Origin of the sequence: Actinokineospora enzanensis DSM 44649 (assembly GCF_000374445.1) — a bacterium.
Taxonomy (GTDB): Bacteria; Actinomycetota; Actinomycetes; order Mycobacteriales; family Pseudonocardiaceae; genus Actinokineospora; species Actinokineospora enzanensis.
Map to the genome: position 1 here is coordinate 1 of NZ_KB894445.1, position 13,778 is coordinate 13,778.

The following is a 13,778-nucleotide window of genomic DNA, read 5'->3' on the forward strand; positions in this document are numbered from 1 at the left end:
GAAACGACCAAGTACATCCAGTACGAGGCCGTTCCGGCGGCACCGCCAGCCACGCCGTGGACCCGCCGATACACGGCCGACGTTCTGGGTCGCACCACTAACGGCGTGCGTCGATTTCGACCAACGCTTCCCGGGCGCCCATGGCGAGCGAGATCCCCCGGCCATGGCGCACCTCTGGCTCGCGTGGATTGATCCGGATGAGATTCCCGGTCGCCGCGCTGGCCAGTTCCGCCTGCCTGCGCACCGTGGGCACGGCCTGACCCGCGCCGATTTCGATGACCACCAGGTTCTTGCCGTGGCAGGCCCGACGCCAGGTGTTGAGCGCGGTCAAGGCTTCCTGGCTGCGGTCGGGGACCCAGGAGATATCGCCGAACATGAGGATGTTGGGGCGGGCCAGGGCACCGCAGTTCGGGCATTCCGGCAGTGGGCTCGCGGCGCGCATGGTTTCCGGGTCGACGGTGATGTCCACGGTGGTCGACCAGATCTCACGGCGGCAGGGGAGTGTGCATTGCAGATGGTGGATGGAACCGTGTACCTCGGCGACGTGCTCGAATCCGGCCAGCTGGAATTGGCCGTCCACGTTGGAGGTGAAGACCCGGGCGTCCCACTTCCGGAGGATCGCGAAACCGGAATGCGGCACGGTGGTGCGGTAGAGATCGAGTCGGTGGCCGTAGAAGCCCCAGGCGAGCTCCGGGTCCTCGGTGAAGTGGATGGGATCGGCGATCTCCTCGAACCGGAGGCCGAGCCGCTCGTATGGGGGATAAGCGCGCCAGAAACCGGTGGTGCCCCGGAAGTCGGGGAGGCCGGAGTCGACGCCCATGCCCGCCCCCGCACAGACGAGGACCGCGTCGGCCGATCCGAGCAGAGCGGCCGCGCGGTCCAGGGGGTCGGTCACGGGCGGGGGTTCGCGGACTGGACGATCTCGAACTCCAGCAGGTCGGAGCCGGTGCCGACGGGCTTGGCCCGCGCGCCTGCGTGGGCCTCCTTGGCCGAGCCGGTGAGCCAGGCCTGGAAGTGCTCCTCGGACTCCCAGCAGATGTGTGCTGTAGGCAATACCCGCTGACCTGGGAAAACTTGCTGACCTGCGCTCATGCGGAGGTTTCGGTGGTCGGAAATGTGCTCTGCACCACATCGAACTCAAGCAACGCTGACCCCGTAGCTACCGGCTTAGACCGATGCTCGGCATGTGCTTCCCTGGCGGGGCCGTTGGCCCACGCCTGGAAGTCCGTCTCGCTCGCCCATCGTGTGTACACGTAGTAGCGCGTCTCGCCAGCTCTCGGACGCAGCAACTCGAAGCCGAGGAAACCAGGGGCCGACTCGACCGCCCCAAGGCGTTGCGCGAAGCGCTGTTCGAGTTCGGGGCCTGCGCCCTCAGGCACTTCGATCGCGTTGATCTTCACCACGGCGGTCATGCTGTCAGCGTAGCCCGTCAACGCTAGCGCTAAGCTAGCGTCCCATGGACATGGACCTACAGCAGATCGGACCGGGGCACCCAGCGGTCAAGGATGTTCTGGCGATCCAGAAGAACACGGCGAACCCTTTCCGCCTGTTCGTGGCCGAGGGGCTGTGGGAAAACAACGTCGTCCTGGACACCGATCTCCGCGTGGACACGTTCTATTGGTGTCCGGAGCTGACCTACTCGGATGAAGCCAAGAAGCGTGCCGCCGAACTGGTAGCCGTAGCACGCAGGTCTTTCCGAGTGTCGGAAAAGACCATGGCTCGCCTGACCGAAAAGGGGCAGCCTGACGGACTCCTAAGCACAGCGCGTATGCCAACGTGGACGCCCGACGATATTCGATTGGAAGAGTCGTCCCTGGTGTTGGTGACCGATGCCCTGGAGATTCCAGGCAATCTAGGAACGCTCCTACGTACCTTGGATGCCGTGCATGGAGACTTGCTCGTCATGACGAACCGACGGACCCGCATGAGCCACCCAAAGGTTCTCAGGGCTAGCCAGGGGATGAGCGTGCGTGTTCCGCATCTCGACTTTGACGACACCGGCGATGCCATTGCCTGGTTGAAGGCCAACCAGTTTACGGTATTGCTCGCCGATACAGACAAAAGCATCAACTACAGGACTGCCGACTACGCGGGGCGAACAGCGATCGTAGTCGGTAGCGAGCGATACGGCGTTTCAAAGCCTTGGTATCAGCACGGTTTCAGTAGGATTGGTCTGCCCATGCTTGGATACGCCGATTCGCTCAATGTTGCCGTGTCAGCCGCCGTTTTCTTGTACGAGGCTCGCGCACGAAAGTCCGCATGGGACGCTAAGCGTTGACCGCCGGTTCAGGACCGAGGTCAAACAGGCTTGGATTGTCGGGGTAGTGCTTGACGAAGAAGCGCAAGAACTCGTCCAGGTCGAACGGCAGGAAGTCACACGGGTTGTTGTCGGGGACGTTCTCGTTCGTCTTGCAAAACAACATCCCGCCGCAGATGCCCACGTTAGGGCATCCGCCGCACTGAGGGTGCAGGAACGGGTCGTGGCTCGCAACCTCGTGGAAGATTTCGCCGTGCTTGTCGATGTCGGCGACAAGTTCGTCGGCAGAGCCCCGAGCGGTGTGCATCGCGTCGCAGGCGGCCAACTGCCCGGTCGCAGTGAACTTGACGTTGAACGGCGTGTAGGCCGAGCACGGCGAAAAGGTCGGTCGCGGGAAGTCGGTCACCACCTCTCCGTGCTGCACCTTTAGGGCGATGATCTCCATGTACAGGCGTTTGAAATCATCACCCGACATGCTTCCGGCCAGCGCGTTGTATCCGTACTGAACCGTGTTGTGCAGTTCAAACTCTGTGTGGGTGATGCCCAGACCCTTGATCATCTTGTACACCTCGGCCGCGTACTTGGCGTTGAACGCGTTGGCGTTGTACCTGATACTCAAGATGGTCTGATGGTCGTTGAAGACGGGAGCAAGCTTCCCGAGGATCTTCAAGATCGTGTCGTAGGTTCCAGACCCGTTGTGGCGAATCCGGGACTTGTCATGGTCAGCCTTGTTTGTCAAAGTGATCGAGATGGAGCGCATGGCGCGTACAACGCTCTCGTCAACCAGTAGGCCGTTTGTGTCGATTTGCGGATGGAAGTTCACGCCAAAGCGTTTTGCGATCTCCGCGCCACGCGTCACGCCATCCAACACCTTGGCCTTCTGCATCAAGGGTTCGCCACCGATCGTGCGGAACACCACGTCCGTAAAGGGACGCTTCTGCTCCTCCAGGACGGAGGTCATGTAACGTAGGACGTTGTCCAGTCCGCCGTCCGTTATCGGAGTGTCATCCCGATAACTATTCTGGTAGCAGAATGGGCAGGCCAAGTTGCACGCCTGCGTCATTTCCATGGTCAAGTTGAAGACGGAGTTCGTGGCTTTGCGGCGAAGGTACTGCTCGTGAGCAACGTCGATCTCGTTCGTTGCGGCGTCAACGACGAACCCCGCGTCTTCCATGCTCGCCAAGGTGCTGGCGTCGAGGCGAACCAAAGTACCTGCTTCGAGCGCACTAGCGTCGGCAGCGTCGAAAACAGCAACGCTGCCCCAATACCGGTTGAAGACGATAGCGGAGCCGTCGCCGGTCGCGGCATAGTGATTGTAAAAGGACGACTTGAGCGGCACAGATATGCCCTTTCTCCGGTTCGCGACCGGCGACGGTCATCTACTTGGCAACGACGGGCGCGGCCGTGCGGAGCTTGCCGTCGTTGGACGACCCCGAGCACTGGCCGCACGCCTTCGCGGCGAGCTGGCGCCCCCGCAAGGACAGAACCACGTTGGGCTTGGTCTTCAAGCTGACACCTCCCTTCGTCACTAGATGATGCAAACGTGCCTCCGGCCGGATGGCTAGAGCCGGAAGAGTGGTGTAGTTGCCATCTACGCCGATATCCCTTCGAGGATGGCAAGTTGTCCAGGGAAACGCGTCACGGTGCAAATTGATGCGTCCGGGTAGTAACGTGAGAGCAAGGTGTCCACAACCCGGTCTAGAGGGCCAGCCAATGTCCAAGTCGGCAGGTCCAGGCGGAGCGCGGTAGTTGGATTGAAGTCGTTCCGCACTCGCGAAGCAATAGCCATCTCGTCCACCGCGATAAACAGGGTGTCCACATAACCATGCGGCAGGTATTTGTTAAGGACAATGCCACCAAATCCGCTCTCTGTCCTTGGGAACGGATGCACGCGAAAGCCAAGGTCGAGCAGTCGGGTGATGCTGTACGTCTCGCTCACCGTTCGGTCCTACGCGTGGACTTGCCGTTGGACGAGCCACTCGGTCGGTCGTCAAGGTTTATGGCTATGCGCACGACCGTCACCACGAGAAGGGCGGCCAGAAGAACCCACTGGGCCCACTCTGCGCCATCAGACACGGGCACACCCATCGCAACTCCTGGTAACTAGGGTCGGGCTCGCGGCGAGGTGGCGGTACCCACACCGCGAGCCCGACCGGGCGCGTAGCGACGCCGGGGGGCCACGCCGCACGCTCGTCGCGCCACAGGTCGCACAGCGCGCGGCAGCGTCACCGCGGCGAGCATGATCCGCACTCGCGTCCGCTGTACGTCGCCAGATGCTCAGCGCACACCGTTGTGCGCTGCTGGCGTTGGCACGCCGCCGGGTGCGGGGCTTCCTGTGTCCGCAGGTCGGCCCTTAGGCCAGCGGAAGTCGACCACACCCGGCGACTCGTGAACAGTACCACGTGAACAGTACACGGAGATCAGCGCTGAACGGGTGAATCTGTCCGAACCCGATTGACGAGGCCGACTACGGTGTTCGCGTGGCCACGGGCGAGACGAGACGCAAGCGGGTACTGGGCGCATGGATGCGCCAGCTCCGGACGAGGGCGAGTAAGACGCCAGAGGCGGTCGCCTCGGCCATCGACGTCACCCGCCCTACGGTCCAGCGCATGGAGACCGGCTACTCGCTTCCGGGTCCTCCGACGTTCGCTGCTATCCTGGACCAGTACGCGCCCTCGGATTCTGATCGCGCGAAAGCGATGCAACTGTACGCCTATGCCAAGGAAGACGACGCGGTTGTTGATCACGCGTTCGGTCTGGACCTGGCATATCGAGCGTTTCGGCAAGACGAGCGGGACGCGATCAAAGAGCAGAACTACCAACCGTTCGTGACGCCAGGTATCACCCAACTTGACGGGTACGTCGCGGCGCTGCGCGGCGACATGGTCGCCGAGGTAGCGGGGGCGGCAGAAGAGAGACGCGTGCGGCGTGATCAACTGCGCCCGCCTCGCTCCTTTCCGTTGGAGGTCGTCCTGCACGAGGCGGCTTTGCTCAACCCCGTTGGCGGCCCGGCGGTCATGGTCGAGCAACTTGAATATCTGTTGGAACTCGCCGAATTGCCGAATGTGGACATTCGAGTCCGCGCGTTCGCCGATGGACCATTCGTGTTGATGCACACGAGCGCCGTCATCTTGTCGTTTGATGACGCTGGTGTTGGCCTCAGCCGCTCGGTATACCTCGAATCCCCCGCAGGGGGCAGGACCTTGGAAGATGTCGAGACTGTGCAAGTCCTCGCAGATGAGTTTGAGCTGGCCAAGCGAGGCGCGCTGCCCCCGGCAGCTTCCATGGAGAGGATCAGACAACAGATTGAGGTGTACCGCCGTGGCGCATGACAACAAGCTTGTGTGGCGCAAGAGTTCCTTTAGCCAGTCGCCGACCAACGAGTGCGTCGAGGTGGCGTGGCCGCGCACTTCGGTAGCGGTGCGAGACTCGAAGCAGGGAGAGTACGGACCGACCCTAGGGTTCGGGGCTGCGCAGTGGCGGCGATTCGTCCAAGCCGCTACGAAGGGATGAGGCCGTGGTCGGGTTCTACCGTCCAAGGTCGAACCCGACCACGCCGTCCTAGTCCATCGCAGCAACATCGGGACCATCCGCGTCACGTCGTCCAGGCTGTTCGCCGTGTGGACTCTGATCAGGGATGGTCCTGCTACTGGCGGCGTTTAGTAGGCGCTCGGCTAGCCGCCCGTTCTCGCCGTCGTCGGGGTGGTTGCAAGCGCTGCCCGTAGCTTCCCCGATCCGTTGGCAGTGTAGGTCGTTGATGACCTCGTAGAGGGCTCCGATGCGGGCCAGTGGCCCCGCCAGGAGCTTGCTGCTGCCGTCTGGGTTTTGGACGACTTGCGCTGTCGTGCCTAAGTCTTGTCGGATCTCGATCAGGTCTGCCGACACGTCTCTCCCTCGCGCACAACCCCCCAGGTTGCGCTGTGCTGTGCTTCGGGCTAGCTCTCCGCCAGGGCCGCGGGCAGGGTGGCTCGCGGAAGCGTTGAGCTTAGCGACTGTGTGCTTCGCCGCGTACCCACGATCTCAGGATGTGCCGGTCGGGCGCCGGGATGATCTACGTGTCGGATGTGATGCTGGTCTCTTGAGCGATCGAGGGAGATCCGCACTCGACGGTGGCCGCCTGGTCGGCCAGGAGGGCGTCAAGTAGACCGATGGCTATGCGCCGTCGTTCCGGTGTCAACAGGGCGTAGGTGTCGACCACCTGCTGTTGCTCGGGCGTGAGCACGGGTCCGTCCAGCGCTACGCCCGCGTCGGCGAAGAACGCCTGCGAGACCTCCCACATCTCTGCGCCGAGGGCTGCCGCGAAGCGCTCGATGACCTTCAAGTTGGGCGAGCGTCCAAACCGAACGCTGGGCTTGAGGTGGTGGGCGAGGTGGCCAGGCTTCATCCCCGCCAGCCGTTCGATCTCTGCGGTGGACCGGCCTCGGCGGTACTTGTCCACCAGCATCCCGACGCGCGTCTTGACGTCGTCATCTGCCATGTCGTCCCCCTGTCGACCCGGTCGGCGTGATCCCCAGTGATCACAGACGTACCCCGTACTGGCGTTGGCAGCGTAGGGATAGTCACCGACTCGTGAGCACACGGTAGGACCTCGGTCCGAGGTCCGCTTGAACAGTTGCCATTTTCCGGTTCGGGCACGGAGCGTGTCTGTCGAACTACTCCACATCGTCTCAGTGTTCGTACTTTCTTGACAGACGCGTGCGCTGTGATCCACTGTGGAGATCGCTCGCCGGGATGGGTTTGTCAACCCTCCGGTCGGTGGGTTTCTGAGCCTCTGGGGGAGGTCTGCTGTGTCCTGGCGAATACGTCGCCTTGCGCCTGCTGTGGTGACAGCTCTGCTGTCGGTGTGGCTGGCGCTGATACCCGCTGCGCCGAGCGGGCCTCGCTCGGCGCGCGCGTCCGGGTTCACACGACGTTGTTTGCGCCGCTGGGAGGCGGTTTCGTCATGTCCACAATCGCTTTGGCTACGCCCGATCCCGAATCGGGTAACGAAGACGCGGCATCGCTGGTGTCGCTGGATCGGGTCGCGGACGAGTTCGCGCAACTGGAACGGTTGGTGCCGCGCCTGGACAAGCTCGCCGCGCGTCAGCGGCAGCTACGTCGGGTCATCCAGGCCGTCATGGGAGACGGGGAGATCGGCACCATCGGCGAGGTGCCGGTGGTCTCGTGGCGGAAGACGCTGCGTGTCGGGGTGTCGCAGAAGCTGTTGAAGGAGAAGTACCCGGACATCGTGCCGGAGGTACTCGACATCACCGAGGTCCGGCGGTTCCTGGTGCTCGGGCGGTGAGCACGGTCGCCGCACCACAGGAGCGCGGCGTGCGGGAGCTGGTCGGCGAGATCGCGCGGCGGGCGATCTCGTTGACCCCGGCACAGGGTGATCCGGTCGCGGCCGTGGCGGCGCTGCTGGTACTCGACCCGCGCAACGTCGACCACGTCGAGGCGGTCATCACGGTCATCGTGTGCGATGCGCTGGGTGACCCGTGGCGGGAGACCACGGCGAACCGCTGGCGGTCGTTGCTGCCGACGTGGATCAGGCCGCAGGTCATCGGCGCGGTTGTACAGCGCATGAGGTCGGCGGGGCTGCTGGTGTCCACCGGCCGGTGGGTGCGTTCGACCGACCGGGCCGGGGGCAACGGCGGCAAGCCGCAACCGGTGTACGTACTGATAGTCACTGGGGAAGACCAGCCGTTGCCGCTGTCGCGGCTGGGTGACGTGGGGCCGGACGGCCCCGACAGGACGTGATCCCGGCACGCAGCCACGCCGACGCCGAACAAGCCCGCCGCTGTATCGGCGGTGAGTTGGTCGCCGAGGAGCTGACCAGCGCTGCCCGCGGGCTGGTCGTGGCGTGGCTGCACGCCCGCAAGCTGACAGACACCGAGATCGCCAGGCGCGCCCGGATGTCGACCTACACCACTAGCCGCATCAGGGAACGCCTGGGCCTCCGGGCGCACACCGCACATTCGAGGAGCACCGCACGTGGCGCGTGACCACGCCCGCATTCAGTGCGACATCTGGGACGACGACGACTTCCGTCCACTGTCGACACTGGCCAAGCTGATGTACATCCACCTGCTGTCACAGAAGAAGTTGAGCTATGCCGGGCTGCTCGATCTGGCCGCGAAGCGTTGGGCGCGCGCGCACCCCGACCACGACGTGAGCGAGATCCGGGCGGCGTTGTCGGAGCTGGACGCGGCGCGCATGGTCGTCATCGACCACGACACGGAGGAGCTTCTTGTCCGGACCCTGATCCGCAACGACGGCATCGTCAAGCAGCCGCAGGTGCTCGCCGCCGCGTTGCGGCAGTCCTACGCGATCGAGTCGCCGATCCTGCGGGCGGCGCTGGCGGTGGAGCTGCGTCGCCTGCCGGTCGAGTTGTGCGGGTCGCTGCCGCAGATCGTGGCCGCCTCGCTGGAGCGCGGCGACACCGCGCCGCCGGTGGAGATCAAGCCCGTGCGCCGCCGCCCGGCCAGCGACGCCGCCGACGCGCCCGCGGCGGTCGAGTCCGCCGAGCGGGAGCCCGTCGACAACCCTGCGGGCGACCCTTCCCGGAAGGGTTCCGGGCGGCCTCTGGGGGAAGGGGGCAGGGGGCAAGGGGACTCTTCCCGTCCTCGGTCTCGTAGTTCTTCTGGGCGCACGCGCGCGACGCGACCCGCCCGCGAGCTGGCCGCCCGCTTGGTCGCCGACCACGTCCCGGCGCAACCGCGCCGGGTGACCGATCGGCTCACCACCGAGGCCGCCGCGCTGCTGACCGAGGGCATCACCACCGACCGGGTGGAAGCCGGGCTACGCCGTTGGGCACAGCGTCGGGTCGGGGCCGGTCTGCTGCCGGAGCTGGTCGGCGAGGCCATGCGCACCGCCGCGCCCGCCGGGGCCGCGGGCACGACCCCGCTGGCCGCCGCGCTGGAGCTGGCTCGTCGGGTCGCGCACGAGGACCAGGACGACAGCGAGCTTGGACGCATCCTGCGCACCGCCGACGACGAGACCGCCGTGGCCGCGTTGCTGGGGGTGGCGGCATGAGCCAGGAGACCATGAGCGGCCAGGCCGGGCCGCTCATGTCGCGGGTGGAGGTGTCCGGGCTGCTGGCGATGATGGCCGCGTTCCGCTCCCGCACCCCCAGCGACACCGAGCTCCGTTGGTGGCGTGACCAGCTCGTCGGGTACAGCTCGGCCGAGTGCCAAGCGGCGCTGCTGGCGCACTCCAAGACCAGCCCGGAGAGCGTGACCCCGGCCCAGATCATCGGGCGCATCCGCGACGCGCGGCACCGTACCGAGGTCCGGCGGCAGCGCCTCGCCCGCGACCCGGAGACCGACCGGCGCCGCAGTGCCGACGCGGCCCGGCGCGGCATGGCGGCCGTCTACGCCGAGACCGGATGGACCCGGCTGCCCGAACAACGCGCGGCGCTGACCGTGCCATGCCCGGAACCGGGGTGTGAGGTCCCCGCCGGGGTGATGTGCGCCCAGACCGGCCCGCGTCCCCGCCGGGACCCGGCCACCGGCGTGCACCGGTCCCGACGTGACGCCGCCCAGGCCGCCGCCGCCGCGCAGGACCGGGAGGTGACCGCGTGAACGACCTCGCCGACCTGGATATCTACGCCGCGACGCCGTGCCTGCTCGGCTGCGTCGCGGGCGACGGAGAGCCGTTTCCCGCCCAGCACGGCTACCGCACGTGCGACCCGTGTGCCGACCGGCTCCGCGCCACGCTCAACGAGCTGGTGGAGCTGTACGCGCTGGTCGACGACGCCATGGTCCCGGGCGGCGGCGGGGCCGCCGCGCGCGGCGCGCCCGGTCACGGCTCCCGGTCCCCGGCCCGGGACAGCGTGATCGTGCTCACCGACCCGCGCACGCACGCGGTGGAGGACGACGACCCGCACTCGGTGTTGGCGGTGCTGTCGAGCTGGGCGGACAACGTGCGCCAGGACACCGGCCAGGATCCGCGCGGCGGCCCGGCCACCGTGTCCGGGGAGGTCGCCGTCCTGGTCCGGTGGCTGGACTGGGCGACCCGCCAGTACTGGATCGGGGACCTGGGCCAGGAGGTGGACGAGCTGGCGCACCAGCTCCGCGCCGCGCTCGGCGTGCAGGAGCGCACGATCCCTGTCGGTCCTTGCCCGGCCCGGGTCACCGACCCGGGCACCGGCCGTCTCACGACCTGTGGCGGGCCGCTCAGGGCCCGATTGTCGGTCGAGCGGATCAGGTGTCCCCGGTGCCGGGCGAGCTGGCCGCGTGACCGCTGGGACGACCTCGGCGGCGAGCTGGGCACCCCGGTGTCGGACTACGCGTCGCTGTCGGTGTGGCTGTCGACGCCGACCGGCACCCTGCGCCGCTGGCGGGGCGAGGACGAGTGGGCCAACCACGGCAGCAGACGCCGCCCGCAGTTCGCGCGCACGGACGCGCTGGCCTCCTGGCGGCGCAGACACGCGGCGGTGCCCGGGTAGTGGGTTGCGGGACCGGTGACCACCCCGGAGGGCGGTTGGAACCACCGGCCCCGCAGTCCCGTTGCACTCGGCCACGAAGGCCGCAGAAAGGACACGCTCAGTGTAGGCGAGCGGGTCCCCGTGTCGCCAGGTGGCGTCGTGGATCACCATCGCTAGCTCCACTCCCATCACTCCGGATATAGTTATTGCTGTGAGGGGGACGGGATGGAACCCCACCCCACACCAAAGGAGAACCGTTGCACACCAAGGAAATGGACACCATGGACTTCCCCATTCCCGTATGGCTCGGCACATTCAAGGAGGTGACCGTATGGGCGGTGTACCACTGGCGACCGGCCGGTCCGACGACCCTCGGGGCCCAGGGCGTCGGCACGCCCGTGGTACACGCCCTGTTCAGTGACGACCGCTGCTACTGCGGCCTGTGCACGCTGGTACCCGGCAACGTCGGTCCCTGCCCGAACCTGGAGCGGCGCGCCCTCCTGGCGCACGACCAGTTCCGGGAGCTGTACTCCGACTACTCCGTCCAACTGGGACAGTTTCCCGTGCTGGGTTACCTGAGCCTCGGCGCCCGCCGGATCGAAGTGGTCGCCCGCTTGCTCAACCTCGCCCCCGAGGACTGATTCACAGGCGAGGCGGGAGCCGTCGCGCTCCCGCCTCGCCCCTTGGAGAAGTGGCGTCGTGGATCACGATCGCTAGCTCCACTCCCCGCAAGCCGGATATAGTTCTTCTTGTGAGGGGGACGGGATGGAACCCCACCCCACACAACACCAAACCGTTGCACCGAACCGAAAGGACCATCATGGCCACCACTCGCAAGACCTCCAAGGGCAAGGCCGCCGAGTCCAAGCCCGCGGCGACGGAGGACAAGGCCGCCATCAAGCGCAAGGTCGCCGCGCTGCTCAAGCAGGCCGAGGACTCCGCCGTCACTCCGGAGGAGGCGCAGGCGTTCGCCGCCAAGGCGGCCGAATTGCTGGCCCGGTACAGCTTGGACGCCGCCGCGTTGCGAGAGGAGAAGGGGCAGAGGCCGGAGCCCATCTCGACTCACGTCTTCACCGTGTCCGGCCAGGGATGCCACGGCAAGGCGCGCACCATCCTCCACCGCTTCGTGATCGACGCCGTGGGAGGCAAGCATATCGCCCAAGGCGATGACATGACGACCAAGGACCGTTTGGTGACCGCAGTCGGCACGGCCTCGATGATCGACACGTTGAAGACGCTCCTGCCCTGGGTCATGGCGCAGGCGGAGAGCGCGGCCCGCCTGGCGACGCCCTTGTACGTAGCGCAGGCAGACACCGATCACCTGACCACGGCGAACAAGAACATCCTCCGCCGCGACTACTTCCGGTCGTTCATCAAGGGCTACGGCCAGGGGGTGGCGGACAAGATCCTCGCCACCCGGAACGACCTGGCCGAGGAGGTCAAGGGAAGTGCCAAGGCGGTGGTACTGGTTCGCGACACGGAGCGGATCGCCGCCGAGTACGCCCGCAAGTTCCCCGAGATCTCGCAGGATCGCGGCAGCAAGACCACCGTCGCCGGACACGCGGCCGGCGTGCGCGCCGGTCGGGCCGCCGACACCGGTCAGGCCAAGGTCACCACCAGGAGTCGGAAGGGGGTCGGCAAGTAGTCGATGGGCGCCCCGGCCTCCGGGTCGGGGCGCCCCGCTCCTGGCGTCGTGGATCACCTTCCATGATCCCCACATTCCGGATAGAGTTATTGGTGTCAGGGGGACGGGATGGAACCCCGCCACCCGACGCGAAACCCGTTGCAACAGGAGGATTCAATGTCCATGAACAACACTCCCCCCGGGCGTCACCGCCGCGCCCGAATCCAGCGGTGCCGGGCACTGCTGGTCACCCCGAGCGGGCCGACCACGATCGACATCCACGCCGACCGTCGCGGGCTGCCCGTCCTGCTGACCGCCACGTCCGCCTTGACCGGCTGGGATCTGGCCGGGGTCGCGTTCTGGGTCGACCGGGACGCCGAAGTCGACACCGCGCCGCTGAACCGGCCCGCGACCAACCTGTTGGACGCGTTCCTGCGCAGTGTCAAGGCGGGCCGCTACCTGCCCGGCAGGGACACGTGGGAGCGCCGCCACGCCGCCGAGCTGCTCGACGGCGACCCGAGGGACCGCCGGGTCTACGGCGCGTGCGTGGTGGACGGTCTGATCCCGGAGGCCGACCGCGACTACACCGACCCCCGGCCCATGTTCCGGCCGCTGTCTCGCGAGTTCTGGACCTGGTACACCCGCGATGGCGACCCCCGCGTCACCGACCTGGGCCGTGAACTGGCGTTGCTGATCCGTGAGAGCGGCCACCGCCTGGACCGCGTCATCGGTGTCCGGATAGTCGCCGACTGACCGACGCGGGTCCCGCTCACACGAGCGGGACCCGCCCCCTGGGGAGCGTCGTGGATCACCTTCCACGATCCCCGAATTACGGATAGAGTTATTGGTGTCGGGGGACGGGATGGAACCCCGCCGCCGACGCCACCGTTGCGAACAGAGAGGCACCACAAGCGTCATGCGCACCACAATCCGGCCACACCAGCCGAACGTCATTCCACAAAGGATCAGGGTCGCTCCCGGTGAGGTCGACCTCATGCACATCACCTTCGACAGGCTGTACGCCTTCACCGTCGAACAGGGCGACGCCCACGGTTTCATCGGCTCACACCTGGCCTACCCCAGGGCGCACCGGTGGGAACCCATTGCCGGGGTCGGGTTCTGGACCGGCCAGCAGTCCTACAAGCGGTGGGACCTCAACCCGGTGGCGGGCGCGGTCTACGTCGAACTCGTGCGCGCCGTCGCGGACGGCCGCTATGCCGCCGACGAACAGGAACGAGTGGCCGCCGGGATCAACCGCGTCGGCAGCCCCTGTTTCTACGGGCCGTGCCTGATCGCCGGGATCGGCGACCAGGGCGAGGCGACACCGCTTCCCGACGCGTTCTGGTCGTGGTGGGAAGGCTCCGCCCCCGACCTGCACCGGATCATCCTCGCGCACCGCATCGCCGACACGCTCGCCGAGGTGGGCGTGACGGCCGACCAGGTAACCGAGGTGACCGTCCTGTCCGACTGACCGACCCGGCCCCCGGCCC

General features: G+C 66.6%; 20 protein-coding genes. 13 read left to right on the plus strand and 7 right to left on the minus strand.

What is annotated here, in order from left to right:
- Positions 1-97: 97 nt before the first annotated feature.
- The 3 genes from C503_RS0132945 to C503_RS0132955 are packed head-to-tail and all read right to left on the minus strand — an operon-like array spanning position 98 to position 1,412.
- Complete coding sequence (locus tag C503_RS0132945) at positions 98-895, minus strand: SIR2 family NAD-dependent protein deacylase (protein WP_018686494.1); 798 nt, start codon at positions 893-895, stop codon at positions 98-100.
- Entirely contained in the window at positions 892-1,053 is a 162-nt protein-coding gene (locus C503_RS41750) for an antibiotic biosynthesis monooxygenase family protein (protein ID WP_018686495.1), read from the minus strand. The genes C503_RS0132945 and C503_RS41750 overlap by 4 nt, the downstream gene beginning before the upstream one ends.
- A 35-nt stretch (positions 1,054-1,088) precedes the next feature.
- The gene (locus C503_RS0132955; RefSeq protein WP_033401318.1) at positions 1,089-1,412 is read right to left on the minus strand and encodes an antibiotic biosynthesis monooxygenase family protein; all 324 of its coding nucleotides are present in this window, start codon (positions 1,410-1,412) and stop codon (positions 1,089-1,091) included.
- Positions 1,413-1,456: 44 nt separating this feature from the next.
- Here C503_RS0132955 and C503_RS0132960 point away from each other — a divergent pair, with 44 nt between their 5' ends.
- Positions 1,457-2,278, plus strand: coding sequence for a TrmH family RNA methyltransferase (locus C503_RS0132960; protein WP_018686497.1), 822 nt, complete (start codon positions 1,457-1,459; stop codon positions 2,276-2,278).
- Here C503_RS0132960 and C503_RS0132965 read toward each other — a convergent pair.
- The 3 genes from C503_RS0132965 to C503_RS46435 form a co-directional block, all read right to left on the minus strand.
- Positions 2,268-3,596, minus strand: a complete 1,329-nt coding sequence (locus C503_RS0132965) for a radical SAM protein (protein ID WP_018686498.1) — start codon at positions 3,594-3,596, stop codon at positions 2,268-2,270. The two genes, C503_RS0132960 and C503_RS0132965, sit on opposite strands and share 11 nt — an antisense overlap.
- Before the next feature lie 40 nt (positions 3,597-3,636).
- Complete coding sequence (locus C503_RS48665; protein ID WP_018686499.1) at positions 3,637-3,765, minus strand: hypothetical protein; 129 nt, start codon at positions 3,763-3,765, stop codon at positions 3,637-3,639.
- Positions 3,766-3,848: 83 nt separating this feature from the next.
- Positions 3,849-4,196 carry a hypothetical protein gene (locus C503_RS46435; RefSeq protein ID WP_156893680.1) on the minus strand — a complete coding sequence of 116 codons (348 nt, stop codon included), beginning with the start codon at positions 4,194-4,196 and terminating at the stop codon, positions 3,849-3,851.
- Between the two features lie 586 nt (positions 4,197-4,782).
- On the opposite strand from C503_RS46435, the gene C503_RS41755 reads away from it, so the two are divergent.
- Together C503_RS41755 and C503_RS45210 are read left to right on the plus strand one after the other, a co-directional pair.
- On the plus strand, positions 4,783-5,589 hold the full coding sequence (locus C503_RS41755; RefSeq protein ID WP_018686500.1) for a helix-turn-helix domain-containing protein: 807 nt from the start codon (positions 4,783-4,785) through the stop codon (positions 5,587-5,589).
- Complete coding sequence (locus C503_RS45210) at positions 5,495-5,770, plus strand: DUF397 domain-containing protein (RefSeq protein ID WP_084477451.1); 276 nt, start codon at positions 5,495-5,497, stop codon at positions 5,768-5,770. The genes C503_RS41755 and C503_RS45210 overlap by 95 nt, the downstream gene beginning before the upstream one ends.
- A 538-nt stretch (positions 5,771-6,308) precedes the next feature.
- Here C503_RS45210 and C503_RS0132975 read toward each other — a convergent pair.
- On the minus strand, positions 6,309-6,734 hold the full coding sequence (locus C503_RS0132975) for a hypothetical protein (RefSeq protein ID WP_018686501.1): 426 nt from the start codon (positions 6,732-6,734) through the stop codon (positions 6,309-6,311).
- Positions 6,735-7,262: 528 nt separating this feature from the next.
- On the opposite strand from C503_RS0132975, the gene C503_RS43820 reads away from it, so the two are divergent.
- From C503_RS43820 to C503_RS0133025, 10 genes are all read left to right on the plus strand, one after another.
- A complete protein-coding gene (locus tag C503_RS43820; RefSeq protein WP_018686502.1) occupies positions 7,263-7,541 on the plus strand; it encodes a hypothetical protein in 279 nt (92 codons plus the stop codon).
- Positions 7,538-7,996, plus strand: coding sequence for a hypothetical protein (locus C503_RS0132985; RefSeq protein WP_018686503.1), 459 nt, complete (start codon positions 7,538-7,540; stop codon positions 7,994-7,996). The genes C503_RS43820 and C503_RS0132985 overlap by 4 nt, the downstream gene beginning before the upstream one ends.
- A complete protein-coding gene (locus tag C503_RS0132990; protein WP_018686504.1) occupies positions 7,993-8,241 on the plus strand; it encodes a hypothetical protein in 249 nt (82 codons plus the stop codon). The genes C503_RS0132985 and C503_RS0132990 overlap by 4 nt, the downstream gene beginning before the upstream one ends.
- Entirely contained in the window at positions 8,231-9,271 is a 1,041-nt protein-coding gene (locus C503_RS43825; protein ID WP_018686505.1) for a hypothetical protein, read from the plus strand. Before C503_RS0132990 ends, C503_RS43825 begins: the two co-directional genes overlap by 11 nt.
- Positions 9,268-9,819, plus strand: coding sequence for a zinc finger domain-containing protein (locus C503_RS0133000; RefSeq protein ID WP_018686506.1), 552 nt, complete (start codon positions 9,268-9,270; stop codon positions 9,817-9,819). The genes C503_RS43825 and C503_RS0133000 overlap by 4 nt, the downstream gene beginning before the upstream one ends.
- Positions 9,816-10,685, plus strand: coding sequence for a hypothetical protein (locus C503_RS0133005; protein WP_018686507.1), 870 nt, complete (start codon positions 9,816-9,818; stop codon positions 10,683-10,685). The genes C503_RS0133000 and C503_RS0133005 overlap by 4 nt, the downstream gene beginning before the upstream one ends.
- Before the next feature lie 236 nt (positions 10,686-10,921).
- Positions 10,922-11,305: a hypothetical protein gene (locus tag C503_RS0133010; RefSeq protein ID WP_156893681.1), complete on the plus strand. Its 384-nt coding sequence runs from the start codon at positions 10,922-10,924 to the stop codon at positions 11,303-11,305.
- Positions 11,306-11,484: 179 nt separating this feature from the next.
- Positions 11,485-12,309, plus strand: a complete 825-nt coding sequence (locus C503_RS0133015) for a DUF2786 domain-containing protein (RefSeq protein WP_018686509.1) — start codon at positions 11,485-11,487, stop codon at positions 12,307-12,309.
- A gap of 162 nt (positions 12,310-12,471) precedes the next feature.
- The gene (locus C503_RS0133020) at positions 12,472-13,041 is read left to right on the plus strand and encodes a hypothetical protein (protein ID WP_156893682.1); all 570 of its coding nucleotides are present in this window, start codon (positions 12,472-12,474) and stop codon (positions 13,039-13,041) included.
- Positions 13,042-13,282: 241 nt separating this feature from the next.
- The gene (locus tag C503_RS0133025; protein WP_018686511.1) at positions 13,283-13,759 is read left to right on the plus strand and encodes a hypothetical protein; all 477 of its coding nucleotides are present in this window, start codon (positions 13,283-13,285) and stop codon (positions 13,757-13,759) included.
- The last annotated feature ends 19 nt before the right edge of the window (positions 13,760-13,778 follow it).

Bases quoted from the DNA above. Each gene is read 5' to 3' on its own strand.
- C503_RS0132955 (WP_033401318.1), bottom strand. From the start codon at position 1,412: ATGACCGCCGTGGTGAAGATCAACGCGATCGAAGTGCCTGAGGGCGCA.
- C503_RS0132960 (WP_018686497.1), top strand. From the start codon at position 1,457: ATGGACATGGACCTACAGCAGATCGGACCGGGGCACCCAGCGGTCAAG.
- C503_RS41755 (WP_018686500.1), top strand. From the start codon at position 4,783: ATGCGCCAGCTCCGGACGAGGGCGAGTAAGACGCCAGAGGCGGTCGCC.
- C503_RS45210 (WP_084477451.1), top strand. From the start codon at position 5,495: ATGAGTTTGAGCTGGCCAAGCGAGGCGCGCTGCCCCCGGCAGCTTCCA.
- C503_RS0132975 (WP_018686501.1), bottom strand. From the start codon at position 6,734: ATGGCAGATGACGACGTCAAGACGCGCGTCGGGATGCTGGTGGACAAG.
- C503_RS0133000 (WP_018686506.1), top strand. From the start codon at position 9,268: ATGAGCCAGGAGACCATGAGCGGCCAGGCCGGGCCGCTCATGTCGCGG.
- C503_RS0133015 (WP_018686509.1), top strand. From the start codon at position 11,485: ATGGCCACCACTCGCAAGACCTCCAAGGGCAAGGCCGCCGAGTCCAAG.
- C503_RS0133020 (WP_156893682.1), top strand. From the start codon at position 12,472: ATGAACAACACTCCCCCCGGGCGTCACCGCCGCGCCCGAATCCAGCGG.
- C503_RS0133025 (WP_018686511.1), top strand. From the start codon at position 13,283: ATGCACATCACCTTCGACAGGCTGTACGCCTTCACCGTCGAACAGGGC.